At 38.2% G+C, this 22065-nt stretch carries 13 protein-coding genes and 1 pseudogene; 9 read left to right on the forward strand and 5 right to left on the reverse strand.

Annotation, left to right across the window (positions count from 1 at the left end; translation table 11 throughout):
• Positions 1–284 precede the first annotated feature (284 nt).
• From I6E69_RS20795 to pelG, 7 genes and pseudogenes are all read left to right on the forward strand, one after another.
• A pseudogene (locus I6E69_RS20795) lies at positions 285–2992 on the forward strand (endo alpha-1,4 polygalactosaminidase).
• Positions 2992–6279: a tetratricopeptide repeat protein gene (locus I6E69_RS11285; RefSeq protein WP_197121276.1), complete on the forward strand. Its 3288-nt coding sequence runs from the start codon at positions 2992–2994 to the stop codon at positions 6277–6279. Before I6E69_RS20795 ends, I6E69_RS11285 begins: the two are co-directional and overlap by 1 nt.
• A gap of 14 nt (positions 6280–6293) precedes the next feature.
• Positions 6294–6809, forward strand: coding sequence for a hypothetical protein (locus I6E69_RS11290; protein WP_002958938.1), 516 nt, complete (start codon positions 6294–6296; stop codon positions 6807–6809).
• Positions 6806–8104, forward strand: coding sequence for a PelD GGDEF domain-containing protein (locus tag I6E69_RS11295; RefSeq protein ID WP_197121277.1), 1299 nt, complete (start codon positions 6806–6808; stop codon positions 8102–8104). Before I6E69_RS11290 ends, I6E69_RS11295 begins: the two co-directional genes overlap by 4 nt.
• The gene (locus I6E69_RS11300; RefSeq protein WP_033020714.1) at positions 8101–9084 is read left to right on the forward strand and encodes a HEAT repeat domain-containing protein; all 984 of its coding nucleotides are present in this window, start codon (positions 8101–8103) and stop codon (positions 9082–9084) included. The genes I6E69_RS11295 and I6E69_RS11300 overlap by 4 nt, the downstream gene beginning before the upstream one ends.
• A complete protein-coding gene (gene pelF / locus I6E69_RS11305; RefSeq protein ID WP_193226202.1) occupies positions 9077–10594 on the forward strand; it encodes a GT4 family glycosyltransferase PelF in 1518 nt (505 codons plus the stop codon). The genes I6E69_RS11300 and pelF overlap by 8 nt, the downstream gene beginning before the upstream one ends.
• Positions 10582–11946 carry an exopolysaccharide Pel transporter PelG gene (gene pelG / locus I6E69_RS11310; RefSeq protein ID WP_010554451.1) on the forward strand — a complete coding sequence of 455 codons (1365 nt, stop codon included), beginning with the start codon at positions 10582–10584 and terminating at the stop codon, positions 11944–11946. The genes pelF and pelG overlap by 13 nt, the downstream gene beginning before the upstream one ends.
• A 272-nt stretch (positions 11947–12218) precedes the next feature.
• On the opposite strand, the gene I6E69_RS11315 is transcribed toward pelG, so the two are convergent.
• The 3 genes from I6E69_RS11315 to I6E69_RS11325 all read right to left on the reverse strand — a co-directional run bounded on the left by I6E69_RS11315 (position 12219) and on the right by I6E69_RS11325 (position 15745).
• Positions 12219–13220 (reverse strand): D-Ala-D-Ala carboxypeptidase family metallohydrolase, encoded by a 1002-nt coding sequence (locus tag I6E69_RS11315; protein WP_197121278.1) that lies wholly within the window; start codon positions 13218–13220, stop codon positions 12219–12221.
• Between the two features lie 11 nt (positions 13221–13231).
• Positions 13232–14557 carry a L,D-transpeptidase family protein gene (locus I6E69_RS11320; protein WP_197121279.1) on the reverse strand — a complete coding sequence of 442 codons (1326 nt, stop codon included), beginning with the start codon at positions 14555–14557 and terminating at the stop codon, positions 13232–13234.
• Positions 14558–14767: 210 nt separating this feature from the next.
• Entirely contained in the window at positions 14768–15745 is a 978-nt protein-coding gene (locus tag I6E69_RS11325) for a DNA topoisomerase IB (RefSeq protein ID WP_197121280.1), read from the reverse strand.
• Positions 15746–16058: 313 nt separating this feature from the next.
• Between I6E69_RS11325 and I6E69_RS11330 the strand changes: the two genes are divergently transcribed.
• Complete coding sequence (locus tag I6E69_RS11330) at positions 16059–17945, forward strand: hypothetical protein (protein WP_197121281.1); 1887 nt, start codon at positions 16059–16061, stop codon at positions 17943–17945.
• Between the two features lie 206 nt (positions 17946–18151).
• Positions 18152–18982 carry a formyltetrahydrofolate deformylase gene (gene purU / locus I6E69_RS11335; RefSeq protein WP_024597310.1) on the forward strand — a complete coding sequence of 277 codons (831 nt, stop codon included), beginning with the start codon at positions 18152–18154 and terminating at the stop codon, positions 18980–18982.
• A 100-nt stretch (positions 18983–19082) separates the two neighbouring features.
• On the opposite strand, the gene I6E69_RS11340 is transcribed toward purU, so the two are convergent.
• Positions 19083–19733 (reverse strand): response regulator transcription factor, encoded by a 651-nt coding sequence (locus I6E69_RS11340; protein ID WP_002958948.1) that lies wholly within the window; start codon positions 19731–19733, stop codon positions 19083–19085.
• Positions 19734–19837: 104 nt separating this feature from the next.
• Positions 19838–21778 (reverse strand): acetate--CoA ligase, encoded by a 1941-nt coding sequence (gene acs, locus I6E69_RS11345; RefSeq protein WP_039486744.1) that lies wholly within the window; start codon positions 21776–21778, stop codon positions 19838–19840.
• Positions 21779–22065 lie beyond the last annotated feature (287 nt).

Consider the following 22065-nt stretch of genomic DNA (forward strand, 5'->3'; position numbering starts at 1 on the left):
AATATATTATTTACCACCCTTTTTGTTATATTCAAAATTCTAACGACTGTATTGATCTAAAATTAATTTGATAGCGTATTGAGCGGCCCAATTGCTTCGTATGTAATGAGTTAAGTCATTAGCCATGTTAGTATTGGTTTTAGGTTCATATAAATAATGAATATATAGATATCAAACTTCCATTAACATATAATAGTCCTATATTCCTAATACCAAACAACTAGATCAAAATTGGAACACATCACTTTGAGCCACAGTTATAATCTAATAAAAATGAATTATTAATGAAGTATATTTTATACCTTGCACTTTTAGTGTCGGCACACGCATTCGCAACGCCTGTAAATAATAGTATCGCTTTTTACTACTCAGCGCCGATGCCATTAGCCGAAATGACCTTTTATTCTCGCGTTGTAGTTCAGCCTGACCTTGTGACTGAGCACGAACTCAATTGGTTTAAACAGCGTAACATAGCTGTTTATGCTTATTTAAGTGTTGGTGAGTCGTTTATTGAAAGTGAGTCCTCACTCGCAGTTAACCCTAACTGGAATAGTCACATTGCCGATTTAACATCTACGCGTTGGCAACAACGTGTGCAAAATAACGCAGCTGCTTTAAAAGCACGAGGCTTCAGTGGCTTGTTTTTAGATACTCTAGACAGCTATCAACTTTTAGATGACAAGCACAGTAAATCAGAACAAAAAAATGGCTTAGTCGCAATTATAAAAAGTCTGTCTGGCACGTTTAATAAACACCTTATCCTCAACCGAGGCTTTGAGTTACTACCTAGACTTACTGGTTTAGCCAGTGATTTAGTGGCTGAAGGTTTATATAGCCATTACAACCCAATCAATAATAGCTACAAATTAACCACCGAGAACGATCAAGCTTGGCTAAGTGCACAATTAAAAACGGCACAAAAGCTTGGTTTTAAAGTACAAGTTATTGATTATGCACAGCCTGACAACCGTCTTGCTATGGCGCAAAAAATAAAACAGGCAGGTTTTATTCCCTGGGTAACTGATGGGCACTTACAAACATGGGGTACATCAACTATATCACCAGTACCAAGACGCATCCTCATTCCGTACAACAGTAACGTTAAGCCACTCATTTACACTACCGTACATTTAAAGCTTGCGACCATGATTGAGTATTTGGGGTATATACCTGATTACATAGATATGGCAAAGCGCGATTTACCTTTAGTTGATCCTAGCTTACATGCTGGTATTATTTCGTGGACCTCAAGCGACGCATTTTACACACCCACACTAAACAATTGGCTTGAAGCTAATTTAGGTCTGGTGCCAGAGCTTATTTTAGGCGAGTTACCACAATCAACTAAATTATTATTAAGCTTAGGTATTGAGTCTTTAAACACACTACCTGAAGGTCCATATAAACAAGATAGCTTTGCACCTTGGCTTAAAGGGGAGTCCACAACACCTCCCCCTATTGTTAAACCATACTTACTCAAATTATCAACTGATGCGACTCCTTTAATTACAATAAAATCATCGGATGACACAATAGTTGTACAAGCTGCTAAAACTAAATATGGTGCAGTAGTAGTTGCTCCTTGGCTAATTGATACATTTCCGATGGAAGGCAGCAAATGGGTTATTGATCCGCGTACATTGCTTACTCAAGCAATGGGATTACCACCTATATTAGTGCCAGATACAACCACCGAAAGCGGCAGGCGAATGCTTACTTTGCATATCGATGGAGATGGATTTACAAGTGTTGCCCACTACGCAGGTAAGCCTTATTCAGCAGAAGTAATTCGAGATGAAATAATTAAACACTACAAACTACCGTTAACGTCATCAGTGATCCAAGCTGATATTGAAGAAGGCGGTATTCATTCTAAACAAAGTGCCAAACTCGAAGGCATTGCGCGTAGTATTTTTAACCTGCCTTACGTAGAAGTTGCTTCACACACTTATAGTCATCCCTATTTTTGGACAGCACTATCTGGGCAAAAAAAATAGATGAAGACGACACAGATTACGGTTTTCATCTAGACGTGCCTGGCTACAACACAATTAGCCTTAACAAAGAAATTACCGACTCGATAAAGTACATTAATGACAAGCTCGCACCTAAAAATAAAAAAACAGTAATGATGCTATGGTCTGGTGATGCAACACCTGGCCCAAAAGCACTTGAACTTGCTCGTGACGCTGGTGTGTTAAATGTCAACGGTGGTAACACTGATGTAAATGCTGATAACCCAAGCCTTTCTCACATCTCCCCTATCGGTCGCCCTGAAAGAGATTTGCTGTATCAAATTTACGCCCCCATATTAAATGAAAATGTGTACACAAACTTATGGCATGGCCCTTATTACGGCTTTAGACGCTTAACCGAAACATTCGAAATAACAGAAAAGCCATATAGGTTAAAACCTTACACTATTTATTATCACTTTTATTCAGGTGAAGTTCTTGCGGGCTTAGACGCTCTTAAACACAACATTGATTATGTTTTAGCAAGGCCAAATACACCGGTGCATTTAAGCCACTATGCAAAAGTAGCAAAAGACTTTTACTTTTCTGCACTTGCAAAAAACAGTAATAATGAATGGTTATTTAGCTCAAAGTACATTCGTACTCTGCGCATACCTACCGATTTTGATGTGCCAAACATAGCTCAAAGTGAAGGTGTATCTGGTGTAACTGAAAAAGGTGACTACATACATATTATAAATAACATAGCTCGCCTTAGCTTTGATCATAGCCAAAATAGTAAAAAACCTTATTTAGCATCTGCAAATGTTGTTATTGATAACTGGCAAGTTAACGGACCGGTTAGTTTTAAAGCATGGGTGCCCGCTTCACTTGATTTAATTAATGCACGCTCATGCGAATTTGTATCTAATTTGGGTGAACACTTTAAAGGTGTAACACGCACTAATGTGACGCACTTTAATCTGCCAAAAGGTCAATTTTATGGTTACCTTAACTGCAACGGATCTGCTCTATAATGAATACTAAAAAGCGCCCTCAGTTAATTTCTATAAAAACAATATTAGCGATACTAGCTGTAAGTTGTTTTGCACTTTATGCGTTATTTCCCCATACCTTATTTTTTGAAGATGATGCACTTTCACAAGATTATACCTTTGAGAAATCTTATCTTAATGCAGCACTCAATGCAGAGCCCGACAACGAAAAGCTTCGCGCAAAATTGGTTGAGCTACATATAGGGCTTAGTGAGTATTCACAAGCCACTAACGAGCTTGAAAAGCTACCTAGAGGCGAGCGCAAAGCAACACTTGAAATAAAGCTGCTTTACTCATTATGGCTAGCAAGTGGTGCTAAAGTTGACGACCGCTTTGAAGAGCTATCATTAAAAATAGGAGCTCATAAAAATTGGAACGAACAAATACTGACTATTGCAAAAGCCGTTGGGTTAAACGCAAAAGTTGCTCAGTATTATCAAAAAAATAAACAGCCACTCCTTGCAGCCGATTACTGGTTAAGCGCAGGGGAACCTGACAAAGCATTCGCTATTTATAAAACAAATATAAATGCTGACATTGCAGCTAAAGCGATTGAAACTGCACTTGGCGCAAATAATCCGATTCAAGCTTATGCATGGTGGAACACCTACGGTGACAAAGCCGATGTTAAACGCACCCTTTATTTAGCAAACTTGGCTGGCAACACAGAAGATGCAGCTCAAGCGATTGAAAGCTTATTAAAGAGCGACCCAAATAACAGCGAGTACTTAACACAAGCAATGCACCTGCGTTTAGCAAATGGAAATGCAAAAGGGGCTGAGCAATTACTTGCAAAGTTATTACTACAAAGCCCAGATGACAAAGAGCTACATTTATTAAATTGGAAGATAAAGCGCTGGCAAAACAAGCCTAAAGAGGCACTTCGAGAGTTTAAATGGCTAATGTCTAACAAAGCTGTAACCCCTGCGATGCTGACCAATAGTATTAACGATGCCACCGCTTTATATTTATACCAAGATGCTAATGATATATACGAATATAAAGCCCAAAATAGAAATCTAAAAGGAAATGGCTTTGCTAATTGGATGCAAGCTAACGAATTTATTGGTAACACAAAGCAAGAGTTAAATAATATTGAACGCTTTGAGCAAATAAATGGTAAAAGTGCATTATCACAATATTGGAAAGCAAAAGTACTTCACGATACTGGTAATTTAAAAGCATTAAGAGCTTTGTGGCCTACATATAAAGGGCCTAAAAATGAAGAAGATTTACTTTGGATTGCCCGCGCATTTTGGCTAGAAGATGACTTTTCTACAGCTCTGCAAGTACTAAAAAACAAACATGAAAGTTCTGACGATGAGTTTTGGAGTGCCAATGTAGACATGGCAATGCGAGTCCAAGACAAAGCTCATGAGCTATATGCATTAGAGCAGTTGCAACAAATAAGCCCTTTAAGCGTAGGCGACATGCTGCACTACCAACAATTGCGCTTTGAAGGTAGGCCTCAGGAGCTTCTTGATTATTTATGGAAAAGTGAGTCGCAAACTGACCGTCAATTGATTCAAATTGCATTATTAAGCACACAAGTAAATGATGCTAAATCAGTTGCACGTATTCATGCTGAACTTGATAAACAACGATATAATAAAGCTCTCTATCCTGCTTGGTTAATTCTTTCTAATTGGTATCAAAACCAAAGTGATTTAAATTCAGCTTATACAACTTTAAACCGCGCTGCTAAATTAAGCGAATATGACTCTGATGTTGTGCTTGCACAAGGTTGGTTAGCGCTGCAAATGCATGACACTGTATTGATTGGCCGCATTTTAACGCGCTATTCTCAAAGCGACACTTCCTATGCGTGGACGCAGCTCTTAGCTAGCCTATCTATTTATGAAAAATCATATAACAGTGCCTACTTTTATTTGCGTAAATTGGCCATTGCAGAGCCAAGTGACTTAACAACACTGGTTAACTTAGCCGATGTAATGAAACAACTTGGATATTATGCAAATGCTGCTGAACTTAATCACTATTTACTGCAACACTTACCTAAAGATAAATATGCCTACAGAGGCCTAATGTTCCGCTGGGCGGGCGCGATGGCAGTTCCTCATTTAATGCAATTAAACACAATGGAAGAACTTGCCCCCGACACTATTGGTGAACCTCAAACAAACTGGTGGTTAGCGCGCAGGGCTGCACAAAAATTAGAGCCATGGCAAAAGCTACAACTTTATATGACCAACGGCGAGTTTAATAAAGCGAAACAGCTTATAGCTGAGGGTTCACTAAGCAAATTAGATGAGCTAAACGCCCTACTCTATTTAAAACAACCCTATGCCACCATGCAACGTTGGTACGAAGAACTCACTGAAGAACCAAGTCAATCGCAATTGAGTTTACTTAGAAATGCACGCTCATCCTATTTTAGAGCGCTTGAAATTAACCTATCGCCAGAGGCTGGTTTAAACAGTAGCCAGTATGATGTAAACGTTTATTTTCCTTATGCTAATGGGCAATGGAAATTAAGTTTAAGTAATCAGCAAAACCTTGATAACAACGGATTACTGTTTGCGATAGAAGATAAAATGACCTTTGGTCGTTGGTATTTTGATGCAAAAATAGATTCGCACCAAGGCAGCTTAGTTAGCCGCCAAGGTATTAGCTTAGACTCTCGTTATCAATGGGATTCACGAACACAGGTAGGTTTAAAGCTTGAATATAATGTTGAAAACCGCCAATCAGAAGCACTACTTAGCTATGCTCAGCTAGATAAAGCCACGGCCTATGTTAACTACAATATTGATGGTAGACAAAACGTACAGCTATCAGCAGCAGCGATGTCTTTTTCTCGAAGAAGCGATGGCAGCTCACTAATAAACGGCCAAGAATATAATGCTCGTTACCAATACAGCATTTTAAAAGACCGCCCAATTTGGAACGCTTATTTTAGTGCGCAATGGCAAGACTTTGAACGTGTTAATGCATTAATAAATACAGATGCAAGCAGAAGACCGCTAAGAGTTGACCTTCAACCATTTAGACGTTTTGCACTAGGGACCTCATTTGCTTCAACTGGCTCATTAGAACCTCCTTATTTAGGCGCAAGCCCTTCGTGGTTATTTGATATAAGTACTGGCTATCAAACACTTAACGATACAGTAGATGTATCAGTTTCAAGTGGCGCAGGTTGGTCTGTACTGGGCGATGATTTATTTAAATTACAGCTGGGTTACCAAAGTAGTAATAAAGTGGGTAATTCAGATACACAATTACAATTAGGTTATTACGTACATTTTTAATGTTAGGAGAGAGTATGTTTCGTTTAATTATACCGTGTTTGGTATTACTATTATCAGCATGTACCACCAGCAGAGTTGCTGATGATATAGAGCTTAGCCCTTCAAAAACAGTGGCACTAATGCCGCTTGTTAATCATGCTCAAACACCGCTTGCCGGTGAGCGTGCTGAAGATATTTTAGCCAGCATTTGGCAACAAAATAAATTACCAACTCTAATACGTGCACCTCGCGTAAACAGCAAAGAGCTTCCACCTCTGGATGATCAATACCGTTTAGACAATGCTATGCAATGGTTAAGCACTCAACAAGCTGACTATGTACTAACAGGCAGCATTGAAGAGTGGCGCTATAAAGCAGGGCTTGATGGCGAACCTGTTGTTGCACTTACATTATCACTCACTGTAAATGGACAAACCACACCAGTTTGGACAGGTACTATTGCTAAAAGTGGCTGGGGCCGCGATAGCATTGCAGCAACAGCACAAGATGTGATTGCCGATTTAATTTCTTATATAGAGGTTAGTGAGTGAAAACACATTTCCTTAGACCAAGAGACGTTCCTGAGCTACAAATATGGGCTGAGGTATTTATATTTACCGCGCTTGCTTTAGGGCTGCCTATATTATTTAACGCACAGGACCCATTTTGGACTGAGGGAGGGTTTTCGTGGCCTGTACTTGGCCCACTTTTAGTTTCTTTACGCTATGGCTTTTCAAAAGGCTTTATTAGTATTTTATGTTTGCTTGTTGGCCAACTTTTTTTACTTCAAGCAAATATTTTATTATCGCAAAGCGACTTCAATATTGACGCTATGATTGGCTACATTATTGTAATTATGATCACAGGCGAATTTAGGGATGTGTGGGAGCGTACTAATCAACAGCAAAGTATTCAGCTTGAGTACGTAACAGATCGTCTTGAAACATTTACTCGTCAGTATCATTTAATTAATTCATCTCACGATAGAATTGAGCAAATGCTAGCTGGCCATACGTTAAGTTTACGTGAATCGCTACAAGCAGTAAGAACCTCTATCGGGCTATTAAAAGAAAGAAGACTTGATAGCGCAGCGCAAAAAATAATCGACTTATTTGTTGAGTACGGTTCGCTAGAAAGAGCAGGATTGTATAAAGTTGAAAACGACAGTGTTTTAGAGCCACCACTTGCCTCTATAGGTAAAATGAGTCAAATAGCTAAAAACGATCCTCTTATATTAGCGATGATCGAAGAAAAGGAATTAGTATCGGTAAAAGACGAAAAAGCATCATCGGGTATAAGTAAATACCATATGGCAATCCCACTTATCGACGTAAACAATACTATTTACGGCGCTATTTTGGTTGAAAGAATACAATTTTTTGCGCTTAAAAATACAACTCTAACATTACTTGCTGTAATGGCTGGGCATATAGGCGATTTACTTCGTCATGAAATAACAAACCCAGTAATGACGTATGAAGAGTCTCCATACTTTATTCGCCAAGTTAAGCGCGCAAATAAAGAAGCAAAACGATACAACATTCCATCGCAGCTACTAAAAATAAAAGCCAACAATATTACTGATAAATCGACTCAACTTATGAGTTATTTAAGTGAAGCCCGCCGTGGTTTAGACATTTATTTATATGATGATAAAAATCAGATATTACTGCTATTAATGCCATTAGCTGATGAACTTGAAAAAGCAGGCTTTATTGCCCGAATGAACACTTGGTGTAAAGAGCGCACTGGTAGCACTTTAGCTGAGCTTGATATTGTTATTGAGCAACAACTTGCACTACCAATAAGCTCAGATGACATAAAGAGATTGGTTTCACTTTCATGATTATAATTATTGTAGCGGCTATTTTAGGGTGTATTTGTCAGTACTTTGCACTAATAGAAGTACTGGAAACACCTGATTGGTTTTTAGCTATACTATTGCATGCTATTGCTAGCATCCTTTTTGCTTTTGTTAGCTATTTCCTGATACCTAAAAAATACAAAACGACTCCCTATAGCTCTTTACTACTCATGTTTTTATTGTTGTTTACATTGCCTGTACTTGGAATTATAGGCGTTGTAGTAGCGCTTACGTTTGCTCTGTGTAAACCACTCAAAAACGATGACATAGAAATTGAAGAGCATAAAATACCTGAGCTTCCTTTTGAAGCCAGAGCAATATCAGCAAACCCGACCTATTCTATGGGCGGACTTAAAGCAATTTTGAAGCATGCTAGTGAACCAAATAAACGTCTAAGTGCCGTAATGGCGGCTCGTCACATGAGTGACTCACAAGCTATTCCTATTTTAAAGCTAGCACTTAAAGATTTAGAAGATGATATTCGCCTACTCGCCTACTCAACCCTTGATGGTAAAGAAACCAAACTCAACGAAAAAATCAGTTTGTACCAGCAAGAAATAGCCATTACGACTAAGCAGCCAAAGTTAAGTAATTTACAAAAACAACTAGCCGAACTTTATTGGGAACTTAGCTACTTAGGTTTAGCACAAGGTGCGCTTCGTAAATACGTTTTAGAAAAAGCCGAAGCACTTGCACAGCAAAGTATTGAGCACGTAAAAACACCTGCAACCTTTATATTTTTAGGGCGTATATCTTTAGCCTTAAACAAATACGAAATAGCCCATGAGTACTTACTAAAAGCAACTGAGTCGGGCATGGCAAGGCGTCATGTTCTCCCCTATAAAGCCGAAGTTGCCTTTTGTATGAACAAGTTTGACGACTGTAAACGCTACTTAAAAGAACTCCCAGAACAACCTAAGGGCAGTGAATTACGTCATTTACAGGAGTATTGGCATGAGTAACAAAAATGCAGACATTTTACTGCTTTTAGAAGGTACTTACCCTTATGTGCGTGGTGGCGTATCTAGCTGGGTCCATCAAATAATTGAAGGGTTACCTCATTATAACTTTGAGCTTGTTTTTATAGGTGGAGCGCCAGAGCATTATGGCGAGATTCAATATACCTTGCCTGAAAACGTTACCAAGCTGCATATTCATTATTTAGTACAAAATGATACCTCTGAAATAAAAGCTAAGCACGGGGTTAAATATAAAAAAGAACTCTTTGATTTTTGGCAGCAACTACAAAATTATTTTAGAGATTGTAACGAGCCAATCCCGACTGAATTACTAAAGTTTGCATTTGAAACTTTAGCTAAAAAAGACGGTATTAACGAAGCCGACTTTTTATATAGTGAATCGTCATGGCAAGTACTCACTAATTATTATTCAACTTTTTGTGATGAATCCTCTTTTATTGACTTTTTTTGGTCATATCGCAATTTATATAAGCCGCTATTTAAAATAGCCGAAATTGCACGAGGGCTTCCTAAAGTTAAACTTATTCACTCAATATCTACCGGGTATGCGGGTATTTTAGGATCTGGCGCCAGTGTAATAAGTAATACTCCCTTTTTGTTGACCGAGCATGGTATTTACACCAAAGAGAGAAAAATAGATCTTATTCAAGCCAGTTGGATCAAAGAGTCAGAACAAAGCCTAGGTAAAAACTTAAATACCGAGATGGGCTTTATTCGCCGAATGTGGATCAGCTTTTTTGAGCAAATTGGCCGAACAACATACCAAGAAGCAGATAAGATCATTTCGCTATACGATGGTAACAGGCAGCGCCAAATAAAAGATGGTGCAGCGCCAGAAAAAGCATTTGTTGTGCCTAATGGCATTAAAACAGTGCGCTTTATTGAAGCGCTTGATCAGCGTCCAAAACAGATACCACCGGTTGTTGGATTAATTGGACGTGTAGTGCCTATAAAAGATATTAAAACCTTTATACGTGCGATTAAAGAAGCGCAATCGATATTACCAGAGGTCGAAGGCTGGATCATCGGCCCTTTCGAAGAAGATCCACAATACTACAAAGAGTGTGAGCTACTGGTAGGCAGCCTTGATTTACAAAACAGTGTTAAGTTTTTAGGTATGCAAGATATTACTAAAATTTTGCCTCAGCTCGGAATTGTAGCTTTAACCTCGATTTCTGAAGCGCAGCCTTTAGTGCTTTTAGAAGCAATGGCGGCTGGTGTGCCTGTACTTGCTAGTGATGTTGGCTCGTGCCGCGAAATAATCGAAGGCGGAACCGATGAAGATAAAGCGTTAGGTAAAGCCGGTGAAGTTGTCCCAATTGCTTCTCCGAGCGAAACAGCAAAGCAAATATCAAACATGCTAACAAATGAGCAAACTTGGCTTGAGTATCAAAAAAGTGGTTTAGACCGCGTACAAAAATTTTATGACGAGAGCCACATGTTTGCCCGTTACGATAAACTTTATAAGGATACAATAGCATGGCTGGAATAGGTTTTGAGATACGAAAAATTCTCAAAAAAAATACCCTGCTCTCAGTTTTTGAAGCATACGGCTACGCAGGTTTAATAGGCTCAGGGCCTTGGTTGCTCTCTATTGTAGCGTTAATGCTTATTGGTATTTTAAGTTTAGGAATTGTATTACCTAAAGTACTTATTATTCAATTTTTAACGCTTGTTACCTACATGATGGCCGCCTCACTTATTTTAACGGGTGGTTTGCAGTTATTACTAACTCGATTTATTGCCGATTTATTTTTTCAAAAAGAAGAGGCAAAGGTACTGCCTAATTTACTTGGTGCGCAACTTATAACAACAATAGCCGCGTTATTGGTAGGCTTGGCTGTATGGCCTATGCTCCCTATACCCGTTGTTACTAAGATTATAATTTTAGGTGCCTTTGTAAGCTTATGTAATCAGTGGCTTGGCGCTATTTTTCTATCAGGTATGAAAGAATACCGGTTAATTTTAATAACCATGCTAAGTGGTTACGCCTTTATGGTATTGCTTGCATATTTATTAAGAGACTGGCAGTTAGACGGCTTATTTTTTGCGTTTTTTGCAGGCGAAGCTCTGCTCTTTTTTAGCTTTTTGTTTATGATTATTCGCCGCTACCCAGGTGAAAAACTTATAAGCTTTGACTTTTTAAGCAATAAAAAAGTGTATTACAGCCTATTCTTTTGTGGTCTGTTTTATAACATTGGTGTGTGGGCTGATAAAATCATTTTTTGGTATTCACCAAGCACATCAATTCAGATTATTGGCACGTTACGAGCCAGCCCAATTTACGACTTACCTATATTTTTAGCCTATTTGTCTATTATTCCCGGTATGGCAGTATTTTTAGTAAAAATGGAAACCGACTTTGTAGAAGAATACGACCGTTTTTACACAGCTATTCGAGAGGGTTCATCGTTAGAAGAGATTTACTATTTAAAAGACAATATGATCCAAACTGCACGTGCCGGTTTATACGATATATTTAAAATTCAAGGTATTACCGTTGCCTGCTTATTATTATGGGGCGAGCAAATACTTACCTTTATTGGTATTGATCCAAACTATAAAACGCTTTTATTTATTGATGTAGTTGGTGTGGGTGTACAAGTTATATTTTTGTCTATTTTAAATATTTTGTTTTATTTAGATAAACGCTCAACCGTCCTATTTTTAGCGGGGCTATTTTTGGTAATAAACGTTGTTTTAACTTTGCTATCAATCGCTTTTGGGCCGCAGTTTTATGGTTACGGCTTTGCACTCTCAACTATTATTACCTCTGTTGTTGGCTTATTTTGGCTTTCCAAACAATTTGAAGATTTAGAATACGAAACGTTTATGCTGCAATAGCATAATATAAAGGCTGCTGATGCAGCCTTTATATTTAAAGCTTTTCGTACAAAATAAAATAATTAAATATTGGAAAGCGGCTGATACACACCATGTTTATAGCTCACATAAGCGCCTCAGTTTAAAGTAAAAAAGACTAGCTCAGTAAAGATATAAAATGGGTATAAAACAAAGGGCTTATAAAAACCAAGCCCCTACCTTGGCTTAGCTAATCTCTTATACAATTAGACTTAACTAGTTTAGCTTTATACTAAATGAGGTAGCCGTTGCAATTACTTACTCACCCATCGCGCTTTAAAACCACGCGTATCAACATGTATAAATGCGCCTCTGTGCGACTTAGGCCCATAAATACCTAAACCACCTAGTAAACCTTTAAATGATTCACGTCTAGCTAACGACTCCACTATATCGGCCATCGCTTTAGCGTCACCAATTGAATGCTTACCGTCATTATTTATATCATCCATACGATAGTTGCCATCGTTATCTATAAAAATATCGGCAGCATCACCAAATACATGTCGGCTAAGTTTTACATTGCCAATTGATTTGTTGTAGTACGGAGTTCTATAACCGCTCATAACCACCATATTACTAACCGGTATACCTTCTAAAATCAGTTCTTTGCGTATTTTTTCTAGTTTAAGTAACAACTTATTTTGTAAAAATAAATACTTTGGGTACTTACTTCGCTGCTTACTAACAAATTCTTTTAGTGAAAAGTGAGGTGATATTTTTACGTTTTCATTTTCAGGCGTTACCTTAACAAAGCCATCGGGCACTATGTAGTGTGAAGCGTCTTTAATCTGTGAAGGTTTAGGATAGTGCCCAATGTGGTAATACTTGAGCTTTCCTCCTTCAACATTGTCTGCCGGTACTTTTACAAATACGTTGATTTTCATACGCTGTTTTTTATCGGGCGACTCAATAATTACCGTTGTTAAACCGGGCTCTTTGGGTGCTTGCCATTGCCAACGGTTGCTGTCTGTAAGCTTAGATTTCCCCTGAGTGTTAATTAGCGTGTAAGCATTTTTTGATTGCGCAAAAAGCACTTCAAACTCAACTTGCTCTTTGGGCATTACAAATACTGAAAACACCGAATATGGCATAACTATATCGTTAATTTTTAGGCTAAATTCTGCATCTTCAAAGTTGGCTTTGTTTTTTATATCAACTACCTGATGCGCAGGCTTTGTAGGCGCGGCAGCAAATACACTATTGCTAAATATAATTGTAAATATGGCGATAGAAATATAATGAATAAATTGCATAAACCCTCTCATTATTTATTTTTTAACAAAGCGGCAATCACCGACTGTTCATCATTTTTTAATAGTGCTTTTTTATCGCGTTGATATATGTCATCTCTAAAGTTAACCAGCTTATTTTCGTCAACCCATGCAGTCCAATAAACTAAATGAATAGGAAGAGGCTCATCTAAATAAAACGTCTGAGTACTGTTTTGAGCAAGTGCGCTGTCCATATTATTGAGTGTTTGCGCTTCTCCTTCGTACTTAATAATTTCACGCGCTAACGAAAAAGGCTTTTCTATTCTTATACAGCCATGCGATAAGGCTCGGTTTGCTTGGCTAAAACGGTGCTTTGCAGGTGTATCGTGAACATAAATTGCTTCGGGATTGGGGAATAAATACTTAACTTCCCCTAGGGGGTTTTCTTCACCAGCACGTTTTACTAAAAAGTGATCAAATTGGTAGGGCTTAATAGAATCCCAATCAATATTGCTTGGATTAACAGTTTGTGAGTCTAGGTAGCTATTTTTTCTAATTTCAATATTATTTTTTACAAGGTAGTCAGGATCCTCGGCTACCTTTGGAGCAATTTCTTTGGTGGCAATTGAGGTGGGTATACGCCATTCAGGATTAACTACAAACTTTTCTATTTCGTCGCTAAATGCAGGTGTTTCCCAACTTGGTTTACCTACAATTACGTTATTTTTTAATTTTACATCGCCCGCTTTTACAAATCGTAAGCTGTATTCAGGAATATTTACATACACATACTGCTCATCACTTGCGCCTGCAAAGTTAGTTATTCTATAAAAGTTAAGTTTTAATTTATCGAGTTTTTGCTGTGCGGGCACATTAAGCGATGCAAAAGTACGCTTACCCACTCGGCCATCAACTTTTAAACCATGGCGGCTTTGAAATTGCTTAACAGCTTGCTCTATATCTTTATCAAACGTGCATATAGCTTCGTCGCACACGTTAATTTTTAAGTCACGCTCTTGATATAAACGCTGTGCAAGTAAGCTCACCTGTTTATTATTACTGCCTAGTTCAAGCAATTCATCGTTATATAAGTGTGTAAAACCACCTTTGTTAACTATTTCTTGATACCAATTAATGGCTTTTTCTGTACGTTCAATTAACTGCGCTGAATATTGGTCAAAGTAGTAGGTGTCATCTGCTTGCACGTACTTTTGTGAGTTGTAAGTAGTTAGTGAAGAGTTAGCGAGTACCACACTTTCAAGCTCATTGGCAGCGAGTGTTGGTGCTGAGCATAAGCCGCTCATGCCAATAAACAATGCAGTTTTTAAAGTAAAACCCTTTGCTTTAGTAAGCGCTTGATTTGAAAATGACCCCTTCACTGTGTACCTCCTCGCTAAATATCGTTGATAAATGCTTATGTACTTACCACTAAGTAGTACACTGGAGGTGCAACGGTAATGCCAAATTAAAGTTTCAAAATAAACAATTGAAATTTAATGACTTTTTAAAAACCCTTATTCTAAACGTTAATAAATTAAACTAGAGAATATGTAATTAATATGCTCAAGTGTGTAAAGTTGCTATGGCAATTAATCTTTTAAAAAAGCTAAAAAACCACGTTCATAACGACTCAAGTACTTTGTTTTTCGTGGTAATGAGAGGGACTCTCTCCACGCAGTTTGAGTATCTTCATCTTCTTTACACAGGGTAATTAAATCGGGATGCACATAAGATTTGCGTGCTATAGCGGGAGTATTACCAAGTTGCTCAGATACGCTATCAAGCATGCTTTTTAAGCTAAGCGCCCCTTTAGCTTTAGCTAATTGTTTGAATGCAATAACGCTTGCTCGCCAAGTTCTAAAGTGTTTTGCACTAAACTCCTCACCCATTATTTGCTGAATGTATTGATTTATTTCACTTGATGTAACATTTGTGCGCTCACCTTCATTTATATACTGAAATAAATGCTGCCCGGGTAAATCTTGTAAGTCTTTTATAACATGGCTAAGCACCCTGTCGGTTATATTTACTTCACGTTCTTTACCTGATTTGGCACGATATTTTAGCTGAATATTTTTATCCGTGAGTTTTGCATGGCGTGTTCGTAATGTTGTAGCACCAAAACTTTTATTTTGCTTTACGTTACGCTCGTTACCTACCCTCAACGCACCTAAATCCATAAGTCTTACAACTGCTGCTAAAGTGCGTTCAATATTAAGCTCATCGCCTTGTAAGTCTGTTTCTAAACGCGCTCTTAACAAAGGGAGTTTATTACCAAATACTCCACATGCTTGGTATTTTTTTGCTTCTTGTTGCGCCCTAAATTCAGGATGGTAGCGGTATTGCTTTCGCCCCTTACTATCAAATCCTGTCGCTAAAATATGTCCGTTTTCTTCTGGGCAAAACCAGGCGTTTTTATAGGCAGGCGGAAATGCCAATCCATTCAAACGATCAATCACATTTTGCTCTTTTATTTGCTTACCGATTGGATCAAAGTAAAGCCAACTTTTATGTTTAAGTTTACGAGTGATCCCTGGTAAATTATCGTCTACATAAATTAGCTTCATTAACCCTCCAGTTATATTTAAGCATGCGTCGGAATATAAAATGTATCACTTTAAAATAACCTTAAACTGAACAAGATTATTGATATATAATAAAAAACCAACAACAATTATAAATACTTAATATATATTAATAATTCTATTTAGGTTTTCGCAAAAGTAGGTCTAACTTACGCGCCAGCAACAAGTCTATTACGATTAAACTCGATGCACTTAGCGCTAAAATAAAGCTACTTGAGATAGATTTATTATCCTAAGTTCAGATTAATTACACTTTGTCCCCCGCAATTGGGGTGCTGTTTAAATGGAGAATTCAATGGCTTTTGATTATGGATCGATTGATCTTGGACTAAAAAACCCCTTCAAACTGGAAGGTAAAGTAACAGCATTAAGAGGACTCATTGAGTCTATAGCAGGTATTAGTTTACTTGTTATTGCTGCGGGCTCTGTGAAAGAAGATACAACCGCAGGTTGGATTTTAATGGTGTTTGGCATGCTTATTTTAGCATTCGGCATTCGCTCACTATCGTCAGGTATTTATGCAACACTTAAATACTTTGTAGGTAGAAACCACCCAACTTCACTTGCTTATAACTACAGTAAATCGCAAGCATCAACCGCTCAAGAAGAACAAAAAGAAGTAGCCTACACAGCGCAATCACTTGAAGAAATGCTGGTTGGTCGTAAAAACAGTACATTTAAAGAGCCTAATGGTTTTTTATCACGCTTACTTCACAGCTTAATCCCTAAGTTATTGTTTCTACCATATCCTATTCGAAATGTTGCCCAGCGATTATTTGGCTCATGGGTAAGCACCTTTGTCGCCCTTATTGCTTATGGCCTTGTTGCATTCGTATCTTTGTCGGGCTTTACCGGTGAAGCTGGGGAATTAGCATTTCCGGTCTATAGTGCAATATTAATGTTTTACGTGCTTTTTTCTTGGCGCTCTACAGGTAAACCTATCTCTCGAAATGCAGAAAAGAATATTGAAGCACTTGGTACTGGTGCACTTGCTAAAATTATTTCGTTATCTTTTATTTTACCCATCGCTATTGGTCTTTCTATGTCATGGTTGATGAAAGAGCAGCACATTAGTAAACAAGAAATAGATAGCTGGCTTGAGCAACTGCCTAGTCTTCATGCTGGAATGTACTTAATTGCAATTATTATATTAGCAACTCTAAGCTGTGCGCTTGCTTTTATCATGATTAAAGCGCGTTTAAATTCAGTTACCCCTTCAGCTGAAGTATCTGAACTACGTGAAAACTGGCAAGAGTCTGTTCATCCAGACGAGATTTTCATAAACCTCGATAACCTAGTAATGGCTAATCGTCGTTATAAAGAAGTACCTAACAGAGTTTACAGAGAATTAGACCCTAAGCTTCAAGAACAAATAGAAGGTAAAGGCGGTTTTAAAGGTGAAATGATCCAAGAGATTCAGCCTAAACTGCACTCAATGGACTTAGGTAAAAACTTTACACTCGCGAGATTACTTGCTTTGGTGAGCGGTAACTTACTTTATATTGTAGCGTTAGCATTTACTGTGTTTTTAGCGTATTCGTTTATTAATATTTACCATTACATTGATGCGGCAAATATTAATAGCTTTAAACAGGCATTTAATAACCAACATGTCATTCAATTTAGTGAGCTATTAATGACAAGCTTTCACTTATTGCTAATAGGCATACTTATTAAAGCATTTGCGCAATTACTTGCAAACACAGCGCATCTATTTTTTGCAGAAATGCAATTTGAGTCACTACTTGTGTACTTTAAATGTGAAGGCACTTTTACTGAGTCTAAAATATCAACAGGTACTGGTATTCACGATAGCACCCGCTCAGAAAATACTTTAGTGCGCAGTAGCATAACGCCTTGGATTATTGTTTCTCGTGTTATTTCTACTACGTTTGCTGCAACAGGTATGAAAAATCTTGAACATCCTCGCCACATTATGGAAATGCATAAAGACGAAGGACAATTACAAGCAATCAAAAAAGACGTTATTGCATTCTTAAAAGACCGCGAATCTATCGCCTCAATCACCAGTGAGCGTGATTTAGGTAATGCGTCACAAATACATCAACTAAACCAACAAACGCGCGCTATACCTACTCAGCAAGCGATAGCGAAAGATGATGAAGAAGCTGCCGGGTATTTAAGACAAGAAGAAAACTTATCTCCCGAGCCCAAGGGTTAATTAACCTCAAACCTAGATAATTTTTATTAATGCCACCTTGTTAACTTAGGTGGCATTTTTTTTAACCTCTATTCAATACTTTTTAACTTTATTACCTCTTTTGCACTCAACAACATGATTAATATTGGATTAGTTCACAAAGCCCTTGCTTTATGTGCCAAAACACAAATAATGAAAGGATTAATTACAGGGTAAGAATGAGGACAATGAGCTATATACTAACCACCCAATGTGCTGATGATGTAGGCTTAATAGCTAAAATTACAGGGCTTTGCCATAAAAATAATTTAAACATTACGCGTAACAACGAATTTGTAGATAAAGACGCGCAGCGATTTTTTATGCGTACAGAGCTTACAGGCGAGCCACAAAGCGACTTTTTAGATCAACTACGCGCATTGTTGCCACAAGGCGCTAAACTTGCGCTACATTGCGGCGCAAAAACTAAAGTAGTTTTACTGGCAACTAAAGAAGCTCATTGTTTAGGTGGTATGCTGTTAAAGCAATTTGAACAAACTCTTAATATTGAAGTACTCGCTGTAATTGCTAACTATGCTGATTTAGAGCCGCTAGCTAAAGGGTTTGGGGTGCCATTTCATGTTGTATCGCACGAAGGATTAACCCGTAGCGAGCATGATAAAAAGGTAGGCGATTTAATTGCCAGTTACAATCCTGACATTATTGGCCTTGCCAAATACATGCGTATTTTAAGTCCTGAATTTGTGGGTCGATTTGAAGGTAAAATAATTAATATTCATCACTCATTTTTGCCTGCGTTTATAGGTGCTAAACCTTATCATCAAGCATTTGAGCGCGGCGTAAAAATTATTGGTGCTACCGCTCACTTTGTTAATAATGAGCTTGATGAAGGTCCTATTATTTTGCAAGATGTAACCAGCGTTACACATGCTAATACCGCCGAAATGATGGCTAAAATGGGCAAAGATGTTGAAAAGACTGTGTTTTGTAAAGCACTTCAACTTGCCTCAGAGCATAAGCTATTTATTAATGGTAATAAAACCGTGGTGTTTTCTTAGCATTAATCCAACTGCTTAATTATTCTACATATAAAAAATGCCAGCATTGTTGCTGGCATTTTTTTGCTCATAAATAAGCTAATAACTTTTTAAATGTAAATTATGCCTGCTCTATTGGTTCGAGCTTTAATTTAGCGGCAATTAAAACGGCTTGGGTACGATTGTACACACCGAGTTTTCTAAATATGGCTGTAATGTGTGCTTTTACTGTCGCTTCTGATATGTGTAGTTCATAAGCAATTTGCTTATTAAGTAAACCTTCGTGCAGATATTGCAGCACTCGGTATTGTTGAGGCGTTAATGAGGCAACTTGCGCTGCTATTTCTCTATCTTCACCTTCAATTTCAGCTACTTTGTTTTTTAGCTCTTTTGGTAGCCATGTATCGCCTTCAAGTATTTGGTTAATTGCACTGGCAATATCATCAGACGATGATGATTTAGGAATAAAACCCATAGCGCCGTAACCCATTACTTTAGAAACGATGTTCACGTCTTCACTACCCGAAACAACGGCAATAGGTAAGCTTGGGTATTCTTCTCTAATACGAATAAGACCATATAAATCACCATTACCTGGCATGTGAAGGTCTAGCAGTAATATATCAAGATCCTCTTGCTCGCTTAACACTTGCAGTGTGCTGTCAAAATCGGATGATTCAAAAACCTCTAAACCCTCAAATTTTGCGCTCAGTGCGCCCTTTAGTGCTTCACGAAATAACGGATGATCGTCCGCTATTAAAAACTGACTCATGGTTCACTCCTAATAAATTCGGCTGCCAGTTAGGTTTAAAACCTTTACTGACAGCCGATATACTACGTTTAGAATCAACTTGTAATCAAGTTTTTAACGCACATTTAACGATTTAATCTGTTCTCGATTAGTTCATCGACAACTGAAGGATCGGCAAGCGTTGACGTATCACCGAGTTGTTGGTGCTCATTTGCAGCGATTTTACGTAAAATACGACGCATAATCTTGCCTGAACGTGTTTTTGGCAAACCCGGTGACCATTGAATCATATCTGGAGATGCGATTGGGCTGAGCTCTTTACGAACCCAATTACGTACCTCTTTAGTTAATTCATCGCTTACTGTTATGCCTTCGTTAGGCGTAATGTAAACATAAATACCTTGGCCTTTAATATCATGCGGGTAACCTACAACAGCAGCTTCTGCTACCGCTTCATGCGCAACTAACGCACTTTCAATTTCGGCAGTACCAAGGCGGTGCCCAGACACATTAAGTACATCGTCCACACGGCCTGTGATCCAGTAATAACCGTCTTCATCACGACGACAACCATCGCCTGTAAAGTAAACCCCTGGGTAGGCGCTAAAATAAGTTTGTTCAAAACGTTCATGGTCGCCATAAACAGTTCGAGCTTGCGATGGCCAACTATCTAAAATAACTAAATTACCATCTACGGCACCTTCGAGTGTATTACCTTCAGCATCAAATAATGCAGGCGCAATACCAAAAAATGGATGTGTTGCAGAACCCGGTTTTGTATCAGTAGCACCCGGAAGTGGTGTGATCATAATGCCACCGGTTTCCGTTTGCCACCATGTATCAACAATCGGGCAATTAGATTTACCAATACTCTCGTAATACCATGTCCACGCTTCTGGATTTATTGGCTCACCTACCGAACCTAAAATACGTAAACTATCGCGATGTGACGAAGCTGTAGGCTCATCACCTTTAGCCATTAGTGCTCTAATTGCTGTAGGGGCAGTATATAAAATAGTAACACCGTGTTTATCAACTACTTCGCCCATACGCCCTGCAGTTGGATAAGTGGGGACACCTTCAAATAAAACCTGAGTACAACCGTTTACCAATGGCCCGTACGCAATGTAACTGTGGCCTGTGATCCAACCGACATCGGCACTACACCAATACACATCATCTTCTTTCAAATCAAATACGTATTCATGTGTCATTGATGAGTAAACTAAGTAGCCACCTGTAGTATGTACAACACCTTTAGGCTGACCAGTAGAACCTGATGTATACAATATAAACAAAGGATCTTCAGCATTCATTGGCTCTGGCTCGCACTGTGCCGGTAAGTCAGCAACTAGCTCGTGCCACCATATATCGTGCTCATTCCAATCAACTTCACCGCCTGTTAATTGGTGCACAATAACGTGTTCAATTGTGGTTACAGTTTCTTGCGCTACCGCTTCATCTACATTTGCTTTTAATGGAACACAATTTCCTGCTCTGCGTCCCTCATCAGAAGTAATAACAACCTTAGCGCCAGAATCTCTAATACGATCAGCAATAGCCGATGGTGAAAAACCACCAAATACAACAGAATGAATAGCACCAATACGTGCACAAGCTTGCATTGCATACACCGCTTGTGGGGTCATTGGCATATAAATAGCTACGCGGTCACCTTTTTGTACACCCAGTTTTTTTAAACCATTGGCAAATTTAGCCACTTCATCATGAAGTTTTTGATAAGTAATGTTCTCACTTTGAGAAGGGTCATCACCTTCCCAAATAAGCGCAATTTTGTCTGCTTTCGTTTTTAAGTGGCGGTCAATACAGTTGTAAGACGCATTTAAATAGCCATCTTCATACCATTTAATACTGATGTGGCCTTTATCAAAAGAGGTGTTTTTAACTTTAGTGTAAGGAGTAGACCAATCGAGGCGTTTGCCATGCTCACGCCAAAAACTTTCAGGGTCATCAATAGATTGCTTATAAAGCGTATTATATTTATTTTTATCAATGAGAGTCGCATCTTTAATATGCGCAGGAACTGGATAGATACTTTGTGACATCTTCGTCTCCATTTAAATTACTTGCCTTAAGCTTTTATCAAGGATTACTCAGCAGTACTTTATTAAGTATTAGACCTTAGTTGTACTCTACTCCAATTTACTCATTTGTAGTTTATAATCCACCTGCTTTCAATTTTTTTACATAAATAATACAACGCGTTAAATGTAAGTAAATGCAAACTAATCAACTCTAAAACCTTAGTCTTATAGACCAATAGGTAATTGAGTAAATATTGCACATATTCAAAAGTGTTTGTGTACTTTAATAAAGATATTTGCGGTATTAC

The sequence above is a fragment of the Pseudoalteromonas sp. NZS100 genome (assembly GCF_015864815.1).
Classification (GTDB): domain Bacteria; phylum Pseudomonadota; class Gammaproteobacteria; order Enterobacterales; family Alteromonadaceae; genus Pseudoalteromonas; species Pseudoalteromonas distincta.